This is a genomic window from Nitrosomonas sp., from assembly GCF_043753625.1.
In the GTDB taxonomy this organism is placed as follows: domain Bacteria; phylum Pseudomonadota; class Gammaproteobacteria; order Burkholderiales; family Nitrosomonadaceae; genus Nitrosomonas.
In genome coordinates this window covers 1-19,805 of record NZ_JAYUWI010000133.1, presented here as the reverse complement: position 1 = coordinate 19,805, position 19,805 = coordinate 1, and the positions used below count along the sequence as shown (strand labels likewise).

Annotated in this window: 11 protein-coding genes; 3 read left to right on the top strand and 8 right to left on the bottom strand. The window is 44.2% G+C overall.

What is annotated here, in order from left to right; genetic code table 11:
- Positions 1-100 precede the first annotated feature (100 nt).
- The 7 genes from ACH10T_RS11270 to ACH10T_RS11240 form a co-directional block, all read right to left on the bottom strand.
- Positions 101-877 (bottom strand): DUF2063 domain-containing protein, encoded by a 777-nt coding sequence (locus ACH10T_RS11270; protein WP_394809374.1) that lies wholly within the window; start codon positions 875-877, stop codon positions 101-103.
- Positions 858-1,715, bottom strand: a complete 858-nt coding sequence (locus tag ACH10T_RS11265; protein ID WP_394809373.1) for a DUF692 domain-containing protein — start codon at positions 1,713-1,715, stop codon at positions 858-860. Before ACH10T_RS11265 ends, ACH10T_RS11270 begins: the two co-directional genes overlap by 20 nt.
- 128 nt (positions 1,716-1,843) lie before the next feature.
- The gene (locus tag ACH10T_RS11260; protein WP_394809372.1) at positions 1,844-2,266 is read right to left on the bottom strand and encodes a hypothetical protein; all 423 of its coding nucleotides are present in this window, start codon (positions 2,264-2,266) and stop codon (positions 1,844-1,846) included.
- A gap of 193 nt (positions 2,267-2,459) precedes the next feature.
- Complete coding sequence (locus tag ACH10T_RS11255; RefSeq protein ID WP_394809371.1) at positions 2,460-2,663, bottom strand: CsbD family protein; 204 nt, start codon at positions 2,661-2,663, stop codon at positions 2,460-2,462.
- A gap of 34 nt (positions 2,664-2,697) precedes the next feature.
- On the bottom strand, positions 2,698-3,036 hold the full coding sequence (locus tag ACH10T_RS11250) for a BON domain-containing protein (protein WP_394809370.1): 339 nt from the start codon (positions 3,034-3,036) through the stop codon (positions 2,698-2,700).
- 700 nt (positions 3,037-3,736) lie between these two features.
- Positions 3,737-5,899: a putative bifunctional diguanylate cyclase/phosphodiesterase gene (locus tag ACH10T_RS11245; RefSeq protein ID WP_394809369.1), complete on the bottom strand. Its 2,163-nt coding sequence runs from the start codon at positions 5,897-5,899 to the stop codon at positions 3,737-3,739.
- A 108-nt stretch (positions 5,900-6,007) separates the two neighbouring features.
- Complete coding sequence (locus ACH10T_RS11240) at positions 6,008-6,244, bottom strand: glycine zipper 2TM domain-containing protein (protein ID WP_394809368.1); 237 nt, start codon at positions 6,242-6,244, stop codon at positions 6,008-6,010.
- Positions 6,245-6,546: 302 nt separating this feature from the next.
- Here ACH10T_RS11240 and ACH10T_RS11235 point away from each other — a divergent pair, with 302 nt between their 5' ends.
- From ACH10T_RS11235 to ACH10T_RS11225, 3 genes are all read left to right on the top strand, one after another.
- Positions 6,547-7,671 carry a DUF1207 domain-containing protein gene (locus ACH10T_RS11235; RefSeq protein WP_394809367.1) on the top strand — a complete coding sequence of 375 codons (1,125 nt, stop codon included), beginning with the start codon at positions 6,547-6,549 and terminating at the stop codon, positions 7,669-7,671.
- Positions 7,672-7,713: 42 nt separating this feature from the next.
- Positions 7,714-8,913 carry a catalase family protein gene (locus tag ACH10T_RS11230; RefSeq protein ID WP_394809366.1) on the top strand — a complete coding sequence of 400 codons (1,200 nt, stop codon included), beginning with the start codon at positions 7,714-7,716 and terminating at the stop codon, positions 8,911-8,913.
- A 363-nt stretch (positions 8,914-9,276) separates the two neighbouring features.
- Entirely contained in the window at positions 9,277-10,191 is a 915-nt protein-coding gene (locus ACH10T_RS11225) for a peptidylprolyl isomerase (RefSeq protein WP_394809365.1), read from the top strand.
- 37 nt (positions 10,192-10,228) lie between these two features.
- Here ACH10T_RS11225 and ACH10T_RS11220 read toward each other — a convergent pair whose 3' ends face one another.
- On the bottom strand, positions 10,229-19,699 hold the full coding sequence (locus tag ACH10T_RS11220; RefSeq protein WP_394809364.1) for a neuraminidase-like domain-containing protein: 9,471 nt from the start codon (positions 19,697-19,699) through the stop codon (positions 10,229-10,231).
- Between the last annotated feature and the right edge of the window lie 106 nt (positions 19,700-19,805).

The window sequence follows — 19,805 nt, the reverse complement described above, 5'->3', positions numbered from 1 at the left end:
TGACTCCTTGCCGATGAATTGATTCTAGAAAGTAATAGAAGTGCGATTCAATAATTACGCGATCGAAAGCGGCTCTAACTATTTGACTGACAAAAGGCAGTTAAATCGTTCCTTTTTCATAGTCACATTTAACACCCAGCAGCACACCGCGTGCGCGCAGGTCTTGCATGATAGCTAGTCCGTTCTGTATCACGACTTCTGGTGCGGGATGGCAACTTTCTTTAATGATCTTTTCGAGTGCAGCTTGACCCGTATAAACTGTAGTTTTGAGCAAACTCAGCAAGCGTGAAGTAAAGGCATTAATTTCAGCAAATTGAATCTGGTCATTACTATCTCGATATACCAATAAAAAGGTTTCTTTGGGAGCTATCCGAATACGCGGGCTGATTCGGTGCACCGGCCAGCTATAGTGCAGACTCGCGAGAACTGGATTCAGAATCGGGTGTTGCTTGAATAAATCACCGGCACGATCAACTTTATCCCAGTCAGGCTCACCCGTTGAAATGGATAGCGCCAGCTCTGTCCATTCATAGTGCGAAAGTTCCAGTATGAATTTGGGGTAATCTGAGGTTGATGTCCACTCTGTCTGCAGGAATTGAATGAATTCATCAGGTATCTGGCGAAAAAATGGTGCATAACAGCGATGTTTGGCAATAAAAGCGCGCAATAGCCGTGCCCAGAGCCGTCTCCCTAACACCTTTTTCAAAACTGGAAAACAGATTAGGAGCGCGCTTTCGATATTGTTGTAAACAAGTTCTTTGTAGATCCTCATTCGCCGCGCCTCAATGCCATTCGGTCGAGGGTCTACCTTTGGATTGCGAATATGCGCAGTAAAAACGTGTTGAAAGCGTTGAAATTCAGGAATTGTAATGAGCATGGGAATAACCTGTATAAGTAGACTGAGTTTGCATCTGTGCGATGCGTTCGACTTCTTGCTTCAGTTTACTCAGCGATGGAATATTAAAATCGCGCTCCAATAATGTGGGTGTTACACCATGAATATGATACGTTTCATCCAGTAGTGACCACACCGGATCAATGACATCCGCACCATGAGAGTCGATAATCAGATCTTCCGCTGCGTGATAGTGTCCAGCCATGTGCATATAGACAATACGTTCGGTCGGCATGGCGCGAATAAAATCGACAGGATCATAAGCGTGGTTAACGCTATTCACGTACACATTATTGACATCGAGATGTAGGTCACAATCAGCTTCCGTTAACACGGCGCGGATAAAATCGATCTCATTCATTTCGTTGATTGGCGCGCACAAATAAAATGAGGCATTTTCTATGGCGATACGGCGCTCCAGGATATCTTGTACACGCCGGATCCTTGCAGCGACATACTTCACGGCATCACCGGTAAAAGGTATCGGAAGCAGATCATATAGGTGCCCCCCATCGAAACAGTATGAAAGATGCTCGGTATAAAGCACCGCTTGATGCTGATCCAGGAATTGACGAATCTTATGTAATAGCACTTCATCAAGTGGTAATGGACTGCCTATGGAAAGAGACAAGCCGTGGCATACAAAAGGATAGCGTTCGGTAAAGCTGCGCAATTCGCGCCCCGGAAGTCCGCCAATGTCGATCCAGTTCTCTGGGGCAATTTCAAAGAACGAAATTGCTGCTGGAACAACGCTCTTGAGCTCAGGAATCAGTTCTCGCCTGAAGCCTAATCCCGCACCGGTAAGATGTTTAGCGTTCATGAAAAAAATACAATTATTTCTTGATCAAAATTAAAAAATAAGCTCTTGGCATGAAAGTTAATTCATGCCAAGAGCTTAGCTGAACTTGCGGGATACATGATGATTTAATTTAGCCGATACCGAATAGCCTAATAGCCTTTTTTGTCACCATGCGATGTATCGCCACCGCTCTTACCACCTTTCATTTTACTTTTTCCTACCTCATCTTTGTCGATAGCGCCATCTTTGTTGCTATCCATTTGCTCAAACATGAGATCGTGGTGCTTAGTCCATTCTTCCTTGGTGATCTTGCCGTCCTTATTAGCGTCCGCCATGGCAGCACCACATTTACCCTCACCGCACTTACCTTCACCACATTTGCCTTCACCTGCTTTACCTTCACCCGTTTTCGTATCTTCATCATAGGTATGGGCCTGAGCGACCATATAGCCTTTTTCCAAAGTTTTTATCGCAAATGGATTTTCAGCAGCTGAAACAGTTGATGAGAAACTAAGCGTTGCGACAACCGCAGAACCTGCTGCAGCAGCGATGATTGATTTTCTTTTAGACATGATGTTTCCTCACTAATTGAATGAATAGAACGTTACCGCACACCGTAGAATCCGGTGTTTAATTGATTGAAAAGCAAAATCGACTGCTAACACACGACGATACCAAATTTATTCACGATTTCTTTGCACTCGCTTTGATTAGCAATCAATTATCTATTGCACAGCATGTTGCCTTGCTAGAGTAGGAAATGACTTAGGATTTCTGCTTCTTTTCCCATTCGGAAATTTGCTTCTCTGCCTCTTCTTTGCTAATTCCGTATGATTCCTGGATCTTGCCAGCCAACTGATCACGTTTCCCGGCAATCGTATCGATATGATCATCGGTGAGTTTTCCCCACTGTTCCTTGACGTTACCTTTGAGTTGCTTCCAGTTACCTTCTATTTGATCCCAATTCATTTTGTATCTCCTTTTATAATTTAATATTGCATTTTTACTTCTTGATGCTCATTTTATTCAGAACACCCTTTACACCATCAACACCCTTAGTAATTTCGATAGCACGATCAAGCTGCGTTTGACTATCTACAAAACCACTGAGCTGAACTTCACCTTTGCGCGTTTCAACTTTGATATCCAAACTGTTGAGACCGGTGTCTTTAAGCAGCGCAGACTTTACTGCTGTGGTTGCGACACTATCATCCACCTCCATTCCTACCGTCGTTTTGGCATTAGGCTGGGATGCTTTGCCTTCGATTATGTCGCAACCCGTTATTGACAAAATTCCGATCAGTGTCAGTGTTAGCACGCTTAATTTATTATTAAAATTCATATTGCTCTCCAGATTTGGAATAAATGAAAACTACTAATGGTGTAGCGCTGAAACCACGCTCTTTCATAGCAGTCTCCACAGTGGCAATCATCCCGATTTAATCATGTCTACTCTGTGCGCTGACACACATTGATGAAAGAAATAACAAATCGCTTCTGCTGAAATTTTTCTGAACTTATGTAGTAACCGATCGGTCAATCAGTCTGACAAAACAGCAACTCGATGCGTTTTGTGACCCTCAGAATGCGAGAAGGGTAATGCGGTATATGATGATCCGGGAAGCTAAACTACTATTGAGCATTCAGAAAGAATTGCTACGATGGCAGAACCATTCTTCATTCGCATCTAGTTTGCGCTGCGTTTATACTTTGTACGGCAACGCACAGTCTATAGTCACATCGTGCTGTAGCCTATTAAAATTGGAATTGCCAATTTATTCTAAATGTGACGAACTTTTGACTGCTTGCCAAACTGAAGGAGAGACACAATGAATCTTTTTAAGACATTTATAACATTAATATTTTTTATGATTTTCCTCACGGATCATTGCACTTCCCGCCTGCGGCAAGCCGCATTCGGCAGAGACGATGGGAAAAAATAGATGAAGCAATCGGGAAAGCGAGAGGTGCCAGCAATAAAAGATTACCGGTAGATAAAATATCAGTATCATTTAACAGATTTAGTAGCCAGTTGTTGTGTGTTACTCAATGGTTGCACAACGATACTCATCATCACTTCCCTGATTTTCTTGCTTACCGCAATGCCCTGTTGCCAGCAGTTGCGCAAATTGCTCCGCGATAATTGGCCGGCTGAAAAAATAACCCTGCCCTTCTTCACAATGCTGTGTTTTCAGAAAAGCTAACTGATCCTGTTTCTCTACGCCTTCGGCGATTACCAGTTGTTTAAGGCTGGCGCCCATGGCAATGACCGCGCTCGCGATGATCCCGTTTTCACAACTGATATCCCGCACAAACGACTGGTCGATTTTTAGGATATCAATCGAAAATTGATGCAGATAACTCAAACTGGAGTAGCCTGTGCCAAAATCATCTACCGCCAGCTTTATACCCATATTCTTAAGTTGCTGAAGTATCAGGTTGCTGGATTCGACATCGCGCATCAACACGCTTTCGGTAATCTCTAGTTGCAGGTGACAGGGATCGAACCCGGTTTCGTTCAAAATTAATTGCACGCCCGCAACGAAATCTTTGAAGCGAAATTCCAGCGCCGAGATATTCACAGCGATTGATCCCAGTTTCAGTCCCGCGGTTTCCCAACGCTTGGCTTGCGCGCAGGCTTCGCGTAACACCCAGCGGCCAATCGGCACGATCAATCCGCAATCTTCTGCAATCTGTACAAAGCGATCCGGCAGCACCAAACCCCATTCCGGATGCTTCCAGCGCAACAATGCTTCAGCACCAGTGATCTTCCCGCTATCCAGGTTGACTTTAGGTTGATAATACAATTCGAATTCCTGCCGCATCAACGCATGCCGGAGATGGGTCTCAATGGCTAATCGCTCAAACGCACGGAGGTTCATATCATTCTTGAAAAATTGGTAATTGTTCCGGCCTCTTTCCTTAGCGTGATACATCGCGATATCCGCATTCTTGATCAATGTTTTCGGATCCTGGCTATCTGCGGGATAAACACTGATCCCGATACTGGTCGTTATATACAAGACATGTTCAGCAATAGTGTGTGGCTTTGCCAACACAGTGAGCATCTTGTCGGCAGTCACAGCAGCATCTTGTGCGTCCTTGTCCTGTGTCAGCAGAATCACAAATTCGTCCCCGCCCAGCCGACTAACCGTGTCGGAACTGCGCACACAGGCGCTCAGGTCTTGTGCTATGGATTGTAGGAGCTTATCGCCGGTTGAATGTCCGAGCGAATCATTGATGTGTTTGAAGTTATCCAGATCTAGAAATAATAGGGCAAGGTACGTACCACGACGTTTTGCCAACTCGATGGCTTGGACGATACGGTCATTCAGCAACGCGCGGTTCGGCAAATTAGTCAGCGAATCGTGCTGTGCCAGATAGGCCATTTTCGCGACTATCGCCCGCGCCGGTGTGACATCATGGAACACAATCACTGCGCCACGTATCCGCCCGTTTGAATCATGGATCGGTGCGGCGGAATCTTCAATCGTCACTTCGCTTCCATCGCGCCGGATCAAAATCGTATCCGTAGCCAATGTCATCGGTTTGTTTTGCTGCAGCACAAACTCGACCGGATTGGTAACTGAGTTGTTAGTCTTGCCATTGATAATTCGCATTACGTCGTGAATTGGATTTCCGCGCGCCTCGCCATTCAACCATCCGGTCATTTTCTCCGCTGCAGTATTCAAATAATCGACATTGCCCGCCATATCCGTGCTAATGACTGCATCGCTAATGGAGTTGAGCGTGATTTCAGCACGGGATCTTTCTATGAAGAGAGATTCCTCAACGGCCTTGCGCTGAATGATGTTACGGAGTGAATGCGGTACCAGCCTGTTGCTAAAGTAATCTTTCAACAGATGACCCTGTGCGCCGCGCTGCATTGTCTCCTTCGCAAGCATATTATCTGTCTTATGGAGCGTTAAAATCGGTGTTTGAGGCACGACCGTGAGCAGTTGATCAAATGTTGCCATACCTTGGCTGTCGGGCAGAAACAAATCCACCAGAATGGCGTCGATATCTCCTGCGCGCAGTCGCTCAAGTCCAGCGGAGAGGCACGTGACCCATTCAGTGTCGAATGCGCCATCTTCAGCTTGGCCAAATACATTCTTCAGCGACTCGGCGTCAGCGGCATCGCTCGTGATAATCAGAATTCGATTCGCCATGCGATCTTTTCTCAAAGGAAGGGTAGAGTGACTCATAGGCTTGGTTAAGCTAAATCTCGTCCACCCAGCCGTTTACACTGCAACTGCAAGACATTTAAATAATAAAAATTATTCGACGGGCGTAGATTTGTGTAACCATTGGGGCTATTTTTTACCTTTTCCGACCTCGTGACCGACAACGCCACCAACCGCTGCGCCACCAACCGTTCCGAGAGCGCTTCCACCGGTAAGGGCAGCACCACCGACAGCGCCAACGCCAGCGCCAGCGCCAGCGCCGATCGCAGTGTTCCTATCCCGCGCCGACATTCCGGCACAACCATTTAAGCTGAGTATCACTACGATAACTAACGTAGCGAATGAAAATCTTCGTATTGTTTTCATTGAGAGCCTTTTTATCAAACATCAAGATATAAGAAAATTCCTGCATTAACTGAGGATATTCTCAATATCTATGAAAATCCGTGCGCTGGCGCACATACCCAATATGCGATCCCTGCAATACTCTAGTCGGGAAAATGTTCTTTTCCTCCACTTTCTGACAATGGCCTGCTAGATCGGATGATCGTAAGTTATTAAATCCTGTTCCTACAAGAAGTAGTTCCTGGGAAATAGGCGAATAAAAAAAGAAAGCCCTCGTGATTAAACGTTATTCAAGTTAAATTTTTAATAAAATAAGGATTACTATGCAGTTTCTTCCGATCATCGCACTCATGCTATTTGGGTCATCCGCTGTTAATGCTTCGATGCCTGATGATTCTTATATTGCTGGTTATGCTGCAGGAATTCTCAAACATCAGTTCCAAATCGATACGCCTGCATTAATTGTACGGAACGGTACCGTTACGATACCGGCCGATAAAGTTGCCGCGGGAGATCGTGCCAAAGTTGTACAGATACTTTCCGAGATCCCAGGCGTCACCAGAGTGGAAGTGGGAGAGCACGCCGTTCAGCGATCTGTCGCGACCGCTTCCATGCCGGATAAAGAAATCACCCCTAAAAAAAGCACACCTGTAATAGGCTCAACAATGCTAGCCACGGGTTTTCTGCCCGAAGGCCATTTGTTTAAGCCGCTACTCGCCGATCCACGGTGGGCTCATTTCTCAGCCGCTTATCGCAATTATGTAGGCAACGAGATTGATGGAAATAACAATGGCTCGGTTAGTTTCGGCGAAACGATACCGTTTTATCGCGCTAATATCGGGCGATCCATCGTGCAATGGGAAACAGGTATTCAGGCCGCCGTCTTTAGTGACTTTAATCTGGGTGCTTCTTCAAAAGATCTCATCAACACGGATTTTATTGCGTCGGCCTATTCCAGTATGCGCGCGAAAAACGCATCGGCGTTTGCCCGTATCTATCATCAAAGCTCTCATCTCGGCGATGAATTTTTACTGAGATCACAAACCAGCCTGGAACGCGTCAACCTTAGCTACGAAGGCATCGATCTCAAGCTTTCATATGAGCTTCCCTATGGGGTAAGAGTCTATGGCGGAGGCGGTGGTATTTTTCACAAAGAACCATCTACTATCAAGCCTTGGTCAGTGCAATATGGGATGGAATTTAGAAGTCCATGGCGCATAGAAAGCGCAGCAATGCGGCCAATTATGGCCGTTGATATCAAGAATCATGAACAAAACAATTGGAACGCCGATATATCCGCCCGAGCTGGCGTTCAATTCGATAATTTTCAGGCCTTCAACAGAAAATTTCAAGTACTGGCCGAATATTTCAACGGTAATTCCCCTACCGGTCAGTTTTTTAGGGAGAAAGTTGAATATATAGGCCTCGGGCTTCATTACCATTTTTAATCCGCCCTGAATCCCATCCCCCATTCCTACGAGACCACTATCATGCACCCACTAGTCCCCTACTCAACTTTTCCAATTCTTGCAGTACTTCTGTCAAGTTTGGCGCTTGTAACCGCTTGCAGTACCCCACAAGACAGCGCGATCCCGAATGCAAATCTATCCGGCAGTCAATCGGCGTTAGCCAATGACATCGAATTTGACGCAGAACTCGGTGAATCGCCTTGGCCGAAAGAGGGAGCAACCACGTTGGCCATCACGGAAAGTATTCAGCAAACGATCAAGTCGCGCTATGCGAACGATCTTCCCGCGCTTCGCCATGTTCACTCTAAAGCACATGGCTGTGTGCTGGCAGATTTTCAGGTTAATCAGACACTGCAGGATGAGCATCAGCACGGCATCTTCCAGTCCGGTGCGCGCTATAAGGCTTGGATTCGCTTTTCAAACGGCGACAGTGATGCAACACGCGCAGATAAAGAAGGTGACGGGCGCGGCATGGCAATCAAACTGATGGGCGTTTCCGGGGAGAAACTCTTGCCCGACGAGAGCCATACTCAGGATTTTGTGATGATCAATCACCCTGTGTTTTTCATCAACGATCCACAAAAATATTTGAGTCTGATTGAGTCACTCAGCAGTTCCAATCTGCTAGACCGATTGTCCGCACCCCTTTCACTCGGAATCGAAGGTTCAATCATCGCGGCAAAAATTAATGGTAAGAAAATCAGAAACCCGCTTTACGCGCGCTACTGGTCGATGGTGCCTTATCAGCTCGGCGCCGGATCAAACCGCCTCGCAATGAAATACTCTGCGAAACCTTGCAGTCAATTGGACAACACGCCCCAATCAGATCAATTCCAGGATCCCAATTACCTGCGCACAGCAATGAAAAATCATCTCGACACAGATAATGCTTGTTTCGATTTCCTGATTCAGACGCGAGATACCCGCACAGCGGCAAGCACAGCGCTTAGCGTCGAGATGGCCACAAACGAATGGGAAGAAAGCGTAGCGCCTTTTTTTAAAGTCGCTACGATCACGATCCCCAAACAGGATTTTGATAAACCGGAGCAGCATAAATTCTGTGAGAATCTTTCGTACACGCCCTGGCATTCAGTATTCGAACATCGTCCACTCGGCGGGGTCAATCGAATCCGCAAAGTGGTTTACACATCCACCGCCAATCTTAGGCGCAGCATGAACGCTGTCAAGCCTAGCGAACCGACGGGTAATGAAGTTTTCTAGGATTATTCTGGGAATCGATTGGACTCGAGACTAATTTAACAAATCGGGAATAGTGGTGCATATTTTCCCGATTACCCGTTGCATAGCCCGCTAGACTCCAGAGTTTAAAAGGTTAATCAATCACATCATAAGAAGCGATAATGAACAAAAAATTTTTAAAAAAATAAACGCCCCCCGTGGCAAGACCACGGGGAATCGCAAGTTGATTTGTTTTTACTTTGTTCATCGCGTTAAAGAAACGTTAATTCCGATGCCATAGTCTCTTTTTGATACAAAACTGAGGCTTATCAATAATAAAACGATTGCTTCACTTTAAGTTCTATCAGACAATCCAATTTTACTCCTACTACACGCTCGATCACTATGCGCCTTATTCCAACATCTTATAAAACAGCATTATTTGCCGGCTTGTTTTTTTTGGCAAACAATACGCAAGCTAATTCAATCGCTTGTTTTAATACCAATATGGGTCAATTTTGCATAGAACTGTTTGAAACACAAACACCGATTACGACAGCCAACTTTTTCGACTACATCAAGAGTGCCGCTTATACGAACGGAATCTTCCATCGCAGTATGCCTAAATTTGTCATTCAAGGCGGCGGTTTCAAGATCGTTGAGGGTACCGATGGAAAAAAGCTCTCACCCGTTAATACATTTACTCCGATTGCCAACGAATTCAAGCTCTCCAATACACGCGGAACCGTTGCCATGGCGAAACTTTCGGGCAATCCAAACAGTGCAACCAGTCAATGGTTTGTCAATCTCGCCGATAATTCCCTGAATCTGGATAATCAGAATGGCGGCTTTACGGTATTCGGGCGCGTGATTTTTGATGGGATGAAAGTCATTGATGTTATTGGAAAACTGCCAATAGCCAATCTAGGTGGCAGCCTGACTGCCACACCAACGATAGGTACTAGCGGCTCATCAATTTCTACTGACAACCTCGTCCAAATTACCCAAGTAGAAGTAATCGATACAACCGGCGTATTTAGTGAGAGCGCGCTAACTTTTGCTGTAGATATTGGAACGGGTGAAGCATTAGCAGTTAAGTTACTGTTAATTGAAGATAAGCCAGCCTATGTATTTAAGCTTGATCCCGCCAGTGTTGCTTCATTGCCAAGCAATCCTGTGAATATTGCAACTTTTTCGAGCGGGAATGGCCAATTGCACATCCCATCCGTCATGATCAACGCTTCTACAGTGGTTAAAAATGTGAAGATGCAATTAACCGATGCAAATTCATTTAAATTTACTTTATTAAGTTATGAATAAAGTCACAATGTCTGATGACTTTCTGAGGAGACTCTAACTAAGGGTTCTGCAAGAACGCCAGTAAGTGGGTAATTGCTCGGTTTTTAAATAGCCCAACATCTTCACGGGCTGTGTATTTGATATGCAATACTGCATCGGTAATAGTATTGTAGTCAAATTGACGCAATGGTAGTTGGCTTGGCATTTCCAGTTTCCAATTACTAATTACACCCGCACCTTCAAAGGGTAAATAGCGTTCATCTCTAAAATTAAGCTCAAAAACCCCGGCATCATTTTGTCCGTGACTGGTAGCAACAGCCTTAAAGGACACCATGCTTTCAACAAAACGTTCGTCATCAATCGGCACACCTTCTTCATTATTACGTTCGTAAGTCGTGCCAGAAGTATTGATGCGAATGCTATTTTTTAAAAGACGCAGGGTCGCCGCGATGGTGGTATTAGGCCCGGCCTGACAGGGAATGGAAATGCTAACCGATTTGATGCGCCTAAAATAATGACCCGCATAATCCATGTCAAAAATTTCTTCGAGCAGATCAAATTCTGTAATACCTGTTGTTTTTAATCGATTGAGCGCAGTTGGGTCGATTTTTGCCAATGATACATTTTTAGTGATTTCAAACTCGCGTTTATTGGCATCCAAATAGGCTTTCTCCATTTGTCTTAAACTCAAATGCAATTGTTCGCCAGCCGTCAAGCCCTGCATCGCACTATCGAAATAACCGTATTGCACGAAATTGGATGTGACTATGCCTAATTCCTGCCGGTATGCCTTTTCTGCTGTTCTGGCCAAGTCATACGCCAATTGATAGGTTTGTTTATAAACTGTGAACAAACGTTCTTTCATGAATTGATACAGATTACCGTTGGTAAACTGTGTTTTCATGAAACTTTCAATATCCTCGGAATTTTTGATCGCTTCCTGATGAATTGCTAATTCTTTTTTAGCGATGGCAATACGTACATCGGCAATTACGATTTGACGGTCAATTTGAAAAATGTCGGCTACGGATATTTTGGCATCCTGCACCCAACCTTGTTCGCGACGGACGAAACTGGCAGTCTGGGCAGCTTTTTTACCTTCCAGAGCTTTTACTGCAGCCACTATATCCTGAACTTTACTAAAAATTTCAGTCGCTTTACTTAATTGAATACCACCCAATGAAGTCCCTGCTCCCACGCCAAATGGTTTGGCCGCGACACTGAATTGAGGAATCATGGATAACACTTTGCCAATAGCCTCACCCGCTGAAATAGCCAATTTAATATCTTTGATAACTTCATCGACGTCCAGATCGAATTTTTCTTTGGCGATCAATTTCAAACTGGATTCGGCAGCTTCTATCACTTTGTCTTCAGAACCACTGGCAATGGCGCCAATGCCATTAATAACGATATCACGAGCGAGCTCATCATCTTTCTTAGGTTTTTTAGCAGTATTCGTTTGAGGTGGCGGCGGCACATCAACACCTTCGCTGCCGGATTTAATAGCCATCAGCATCAGGTTATGTCTGAGTCGTGTTAATGCTATTTCTCGTGTTTTTATGAGTGTTTCACGGTGATTTCTAGCTTCTATTACCTGCCAAGTTTTGATATCTTCCACCATTTTCAGCAGATTAGCTTCATACGATGCCCGCATCAAACTAAGGTTTGCAGCATCCTTTTTCTCCAAAATACACAATAACTGATTGCCAAACGTACGAACTTCACTGCACAGTTCAATCGCTTTATCCAGTAAGAAGCCGAATCGATACATAGGAGCCGGACTAAACAAATCGCTTAATACACTACCAAGACTCAATCCTTTCGAGGTAGCAGCTATCAAAACCGCCGGGTCTATCGGAGGATCAAACAGCGCCAATTTACGTTCAACGCCGTCGAGATTCATGCAATGCCGTAATTTAAAAAGACGATCACCGACGGTATCCCAATATTTTAATAAATTGGAATTGTTAGGAATACAAAAATACAAGGCCGTCCCCACACCCAACAAACTCGGATTAGATGGAGTACTGCTTGCTGGAATACTGCTTGAGTACGGAAACAGATTTTCCATCTGCACAAGCGCATTGCCGAAAGTATCCAGCTTCGGTTGCAATGTAGCAAATGTCTCGGCTTTTATTTCACCGCGCTTAGGGATGAACTGTGGGCGCGGCCCTAAAATATTAGCTGCAATAATATAGAGTTGCGTGGCTTCATTGATACTCTCCATCGTGTCTCTGCGGAAGAGATCATCGCCCCAAGCAATAAGATTCTCAACGTATTTCATCACTACATTTTTCATGTAGGCAACGGGCCTTCCCCTCGCGATTAAATGCGGTTTAAAGGGAGACTCACGCCACTCGGCTATTTTATCCAGCTCTACTTTTGTCGCCTCTTTATTAGCTAGCCGTAGGAAAAATTGCTCAATATTTTCTTTCGCATCAATTTTAAACGGCGGAACTTGCCAAAATTGCGTATTGTTATCATCGGGCTTATCGGTAGTCATTGGATTAAAAATGTAGTGAAACCATTGCATAGCTTCAGCAAACTTACCGTTTTTACTCAGACGTGTAGCAATATACAACGGCGCGTGAAAGAAAATTTCCCAATTGTACAAACCGTATGCACTGTTTTCATCAAACTCAACTTTTACAGGCGGAGTATTGTTATCAACGAGATTGGTAACCGGCTGGTAAATTGATTTAAAACGGCTACCTTTATCATCCGGCAAAACAGTGTCAGCTGATAATAATTCGTTGATACCGCCATGATTCAGTCTTTCTAAATAAACATCCGTATAGGGGTGATAAAAATTCTCAAACTTCAAAGTGGTATCCCAGGTGAAATAGCCGCCGAAGTAAGAGTAATTGTTGCCGATTTCAAGCGCAGTTCCCGCCAAGGCTCCAATCGATTGCTGAACAGGCGTTAATACAGAAAGGGAAGTGGCCGTTTTGGACATTAGGCCAATTCTTCCCACGTCGCCATTATTACCTGATGCCGTATAGCTCATGGTTTTCATAGTGGCGGAATGGGATGCCAATTTCACATCACTGAGCGCACGAGGCCCTACCTTTACTGCAGTAGTCATTTCCAAATAGGGCAAGTAAGGCGACCGCTCAATATTTTTGATGTAATCAAAAAGTCTAGAACCAGGATGTGGTTGAACGAAAAAGTTTCGTTCTCCGTCTTGATAGAAGAAAGGAGTGGGAATATCTGCTTCAAAATCATAAGGCATCTGTTGATTTTCAAATGCAAGTAAATGTCTTCGTTTAGCTTTTAAATATTCTCGTTTGCGTAACAACATATTGTCGTTACGTCCAGACCTCATAAAATTATTTATCAGATACTCTGTACCGTTATATACCTCAATAATGTGCGGTATGCGTTTTAAATTGCCAATAATTTCAGTAAAATCTGTTTTAATCTCGGCTTCTACGTCTGTCAAAACAAAAGACATGGTCAATAATCGGGCAGGATTGCCAGCATCTAATTTACTCTCCCCGATAGCGGGCAGCTGCACGATTAGTTTATTATCACGAATCCGTATCACTGGACGACAATAAGCAGGTTGTCCGTTTAAGGTTTTAAGACTTTGTGTGCCAGAGGTCTCAACAAACACTTTGGACATTTGTTTGGGAAGCCATTTACCCTCTCGATATTCGCTCCATGCTATAAAGGTTCGCCAGGCTTTTTTTCCTTTTAAACTGTTAGAGCTGCTCTTCGCCGTTGATTCTATAGAACTGCCGCTGCCACTCTCATCAGGCTTAGAGATTTCAGTAAATTCCAGCCAGAATAAGAACAGCCGTCCCTTCCAGCGGATAGGCATGACATGCACACCATTTTGTTCGCCCTCACCTGCGGCTTTAATATCCAACCCCATATTTTCCCACGCCGACCAACGTCCGTATTTATTGCGGTTGCGATAGTAGACATGGGAAGTCGCGCCGTAGGATCGGGCTACGACATGAAGTGTATTCGCAAGAGAGTCGTTATAAACACCCACGATGTCTAAATTCGAAACCTCTTGTAATTTTCGCAAATAATTTCTGAAAGCTGTCTCGACCGTAAGCGTGGAAATGTCATTCTGCGTTAATTCAGCTTCCAATTCCTTAAAAAACGGACTTCTATCATCGCGCCATTCCGGCTCCAGCCAGTTTTCAGGATGAATAAACACTTTACGATTAGCTTCCCAAACGCGATAAAGTTTCATCCACTCCCACTCTTGCGCCTTGATTTGATCCGGAGAAACCCAAAAATTACCTCTTGAGGGCAGCTGCCTCTCCAGATTCAGTAAACAACGGGTGACAAAAAGCTGAACAGAAGACATTGCCTGACGGACACGCGAAGTGTCCATACACGCACCCATTTGTACATCGATCAAAAAATATTCGTACAAACTTTCTGCATCGAGCACCCCCCATTGCTGGAGTTTTTCTTGGACCAAAAGGTAACCGACCAACGCATCGCGTTGCCTTTCGCGCAGGGGATTGGTAATGGTGGGCGCAAACTCAGTCCAATCTGTATCATCGTACTTGGCTCGGATGGCATTTTGAATGTCCTTTGCTATGCCATCCAAAATATCAAAATCCGTTTCTGGCGAAGCCCAGACAGCCAAACGGCTAGCAGAAATACCGGTTTCAAGAACTATTGCCATTACACCAGCAAGACTTAACCATGCATCAGGAGCTTGCAATTCATTGGTTGTAAAACTGGATTGAGTCTTGATTAGAAAATCTAAATCCGATAAACCCCATGAGGTTTCTGCAGCCGCCACAGCAATGACATCATCCAAAGTCATCGCTGCGTGATAAGCCGTTGCAAAGATCAACAGCCAATCGGTTTCAGGAGTTTGTCGTTTCAGGGTTGCATAGCCATTCAGCGTAAACCAATGTGTGGCTGTTAGGTTCTGGAAATCAAGAGCGCCGAGTGTTGTCCGATGTGCAACAAAGTGTTTGACTTCTTCAGAACTCAGCGGGTACTTGTTGATAGCTGTAGCCCCGCGATGCAGGCTTCTAACTGTAGCTGAAAATGCAGTAACTAACTTTTCAGAAAACAAAAGCGTTGCCGGAATCGTTTCCTCCGCCGTTTTTGAGGAACGCCAACTCAATTTAATACTGGAAGCGCGTGCGCGGTCGGCATATTCGAGTTTGAGTTGATAAAGCCGATTGGGTGTGAGTTCATGAGCAACTTCCCAAGAAAGCTGAGTGTTACCGTCGGGTTTCTGGAGAATCAATTCACCATCTAAGTAAAGGCTGAATCGCTCCTCAGCGCCCGCCACCGATACAATCAATGTAAATTCATCGGCAACAAGTGTCGAAATAAAACCTTCCCATTGAATACTAAAATTATCCAGAGGCAAACCGGTGACATTAAAAGCATTGTTTTCACTGAAATGAATCGTCTTGTCGATCCTTTCAGTCACCACGTCGGTCCACGTAGGCGTGCGAAAATAAGTTGCCGACAGCCCTTCATCTACCAGATCAGTCAATAATTTAGTCAGGCGATTGTGATCTGCTTTTAGAATTTCAGTGGTCTGGACTTCATTTAAACTCACCAGAGCCGCAATATTTTGAGCAATCTTACTTTCGCGTAGTGTTTGTTTTAAAACCGGCAAAAGGCGATGATAAAATGCTTTATATTTATTGCTCTTCCACTCTTCAAACTGCGCTGCATCTGCAAGAGGCGCTGTGCGTTCAACAAAAGCGGCCGCCTGAGCAGGCGTATCAAAATAGCGGCTAAAAGCTGAAACAAATTGCTCTTCGGGTAAGTTGTAAACAGTAATGATCGCTTTTCCAAAATTTGGTGTTAAACCTGCCAATCCTTCTAAAATCACTTTCTCAGTGGTTGTCAGTACACCTTTGACACTTAGTATTCCCTTAGCTTTGATGTATTGCACCTTCGCTTTCAGTTCATTGGGTATCGTGATAGGCAAATTTTCCTGAGTTTTAACGTTGAAGATCTGGGTCCCGTTAATAATACCGAAAAACAAATCTACATTGCCTTCAGGTGAGATCAAAACCATTCGGACTCTTAAGAATACTTCGTCTATACTCAAACTATCTGAAATGACAGGATATTCGGCTTCAATATTCTGCAGCTCGTTGCGAATGGAAATCAATGTCTGAGCGATTTTATCTGTACTTAACCCATTGTCTTTCCCGGTAAAAATGTAATTCAGTTCTTTGGTTTTAAAGCCCGAATCTCGGATTTTTTCTACACAATCGAGGAAATTCAAAGTTGCGACAGGATCAACCGCTGTATACTGCTGCGCGACTTCATCAAAAGTACTGAACGGATTGACAGCAAAAAGGTTCTTGATGACTATAAAATCTGCCGTACTTAATTTTAAGCCTTTTGAAAAAGCAACATAGCGATACAGCACCGAAAGATGAGGTAGACTCAAATCAGCTGCCTCACTAACTCCACTGTCAATAGAGATCAGATCGAAGTCATCTCTTTGGATCTTAAAGGCCGCTAATATGGCATTCAGATGCCCGCCGATTGTAGCCGTTGTATCACTTAACAGATTTCCCCAGCGATCGGGTTCAAACACTTTGTCAATCTGGTTGATTGCTCGGTTTATAAACATCCGGCGATATAAAGACTTATCTCCGATCGTTTCAATATTTCCCCAAGCGGTTGCTAAGCGATCAAGCGGGAGGTTGGTTTTTTCTACAATCGCTTTGATCGTACTCAGTTGTTGAATCGTTAAAGGCGTCAGGTCTGATGATTGCAATGCAACCAATACGGTATCAAGTGCTTCAATTGTCCACCCTGTTTTCCGCCACAAACGAACAATGCGGTGTAGTTTTATCAAGAATTCATCACTTAAAGTTGTTGGTGCCGCATCGTAAATTTGTTCCAATGTTCGGAGTGTCGTGTTCTCGATATCGCAATCTGAATTGGGATTATAAAGCGTCACGAGTGTTCTTAAGCCATCGAAATGTGCCTTTACCCAATCGACAAAATCATCTTTCGAAATATTTTGACGCTCAAGAGCGGATTTAAAATTAAAATCCGCATCAGGATCAAGAATATCCGAGTGGATATCCCGTAAACCTTCATACAATACTTGTCCGTTGAACGGTTGACTGGTATCGATCGGAAAGTCTTTAAATAAATCCTGAATATAATCAAAAGCAATCTGCGCAGGATTTAAATAACGCGTTTTTACTAAAGCGACCAAATCCACATAAGAAATGCCTGTCCGCCGCAAAATTTCTTTTATAGCCGGGATAGTTGTCTTTAGCGCGTTATCATCGGCGTATCCGTAAAATGACCATAAATCAGTACCTTCTGGTGTTCCATCAAAGTTTTGTCCAGTTAATATTGCATATTCTTTTTGCGACAACTCTAGATTTTCAGCTTCAACAACGATTCCGTCACGATTCAACTTCCGCATCAACCCAGCGCGCTTTGCTGCATCCGGAATAAAAGACCGGATCGTATCCAGTGGATGATGGTAAGGTAAACTGAATGGATAGACTGCTACTGCCAGCTTCTTGTAGGCTTCGATTAGGCGGTATTGAGGTGCCGCTCTGAGTTCTTTTGACGTCACACTACCGGTATCATGTGCGGTCTTAGCATCCAATTTTTCATTGGCGACGTAATATTCCAAGATCTCATTCACAAGATCAATGTACGGGATGACCGTATTCGTGTTTTCACAGGTTAAGGGCAGATGCGCCAAATCCGGACGTCGTTCTGATAAAGCATCAAGTGGTGTTTTACCTGTTGGATTGGCCGACAATTTAGACAAGAATCGCATCACGTCAACCAAATAGGCAGCTGGGCTATTGATCGAGCGACAGTCCCGGCATTCGCAAATATCCGCTTGTCCGAAGATATTTTCATAATTGGGAATATGCTTCTTAACGCTATCCATGACCGCATTCTTGATTTCCATGCTACCAACATGAATCGCCGAAGGCGTTATGGCATGGGTTAATTCATATGTCGTCATTAACGTTTCATTAGCCTTAGCTACAACATAAGTGGCACGGTTATGTACGGCTATAGCTACGCCTTCACCGCCTAGTTGCTTCGCGTAGGTTTTAACAAAAGCAGCTTCAGGGACACCCGCCACTTGAAAAGCTGACGAAATGCCATTAGCTATCATTCCTGACATCGCTTCAGGTGTAGGGCTGATTTGGAACACACGCTGCATGGTTTGAAGAGACGAACGTATTTGCTCGGCTTGTTGCGGAGCAACATCTTGTATGACGTTTTCAAAATCTTCCAGGCGTCTGGTTGCAAAATCAAAATCAGTGGCGCGATTAAAGAATGCATTGAGGCCATTGTTTAGATCAGGAATTGGTAATTCCCCGCTTTCAATCATCAGCGCAATTTTCTGGGTAGGATAAGTTGCGTGTAATACATTACGAACGTGCCCAATGAAATTTTGACCTTTTGCTTCAGCCGAAGCCCCTTCAACGTTATCCGGCAACCCTGCTTTATTTATGGCTTCCATCCACTCGGCATCAGTCAGCCTTAACAAACGTTCTGGTGATGATATTCCTTGATCGACTTGTAACCATTCCACTAGAGGTGTGTGCCCACCAGTAATGAGATGCAATTGATTGGTAACTTTTAGAGATTGGATTTGTTGCGTATTGAAACCAGCCTGTGGCAAGGCCTCTTGCCAAAATTTCTTCGGGTCGGCGTTGATTTCAAGCTGGCGATGTACGTTGAGGAATACGTTCTTAAGAGCGGGGGTAGTTAAAGTAATCTCTAGCGAACGATTCAAATTTTGGACTGTTTTAGGGGCTCTCGATGTATCGAGAAAAATTAAGGAAGCCGCCAATCTTAAAAGACGTTTTATAAAATCGTGAATACTCTCTTCTGATTTAGTTTGGATGATATTTTTAGCAATTGCTGCAGTAATTTTTTCAACCAAAACGTCGTGTGTGAAATCGATAATTTCACCATACGTTAGACCTACATTTTCACACCCTAACGCATACAAATAGTCCGTACCGCTTAATTCAGTACGTCCGAATAACAAGGATTCAGCTTGTGCCGCCAAAAGTATTTTTGAGGAATCGGTATCGGTTTCTTGCGCCAAAAAATTGATTTGTTCTAGGCTATTAGCAATGTCGGTCAACGACAGATCACTCATTCTTAGGATCGGCGCTACAGCGTTTATCAAGGCTTCATATTCAGATATCCCCTTGATAAGATCGCCGGTCGCCAATCGGATATCCAGGTTTTCAATTGCATTGCCGATGTAATCGCGTTTAACTGCCAAGCTTGAACGCGCCATGATCTTATCTTCCAGCGTTAAAAAACAAATCGTATCGGCATGTGATTTATCTCCGAAGATAAAGCTTTCCGCATCAAACTCAATTTGATAATAGCCTTCGTTATTCGTAGCAGCAGAGCCAATCCACTGAAACCCTGGCATTTGCATAGTTTCACGGATACTCGTTACTTTATTTATCAATAAAATACCGCGCAAATCCACATCAAATGCCGCGACAGAAGCTTGCACTACAGGCCTTCCAAGCGCATCCAGAACATGCCCGCTCACTCGAAAGTCTATAGTGGACCCTCCTTTCAGGACAGTAAATTAAGATGGTATCCTGCTAAGAAGGAGCAGGAAATGACGGGAATAAAGCGAAAGAATTTTACGGGTG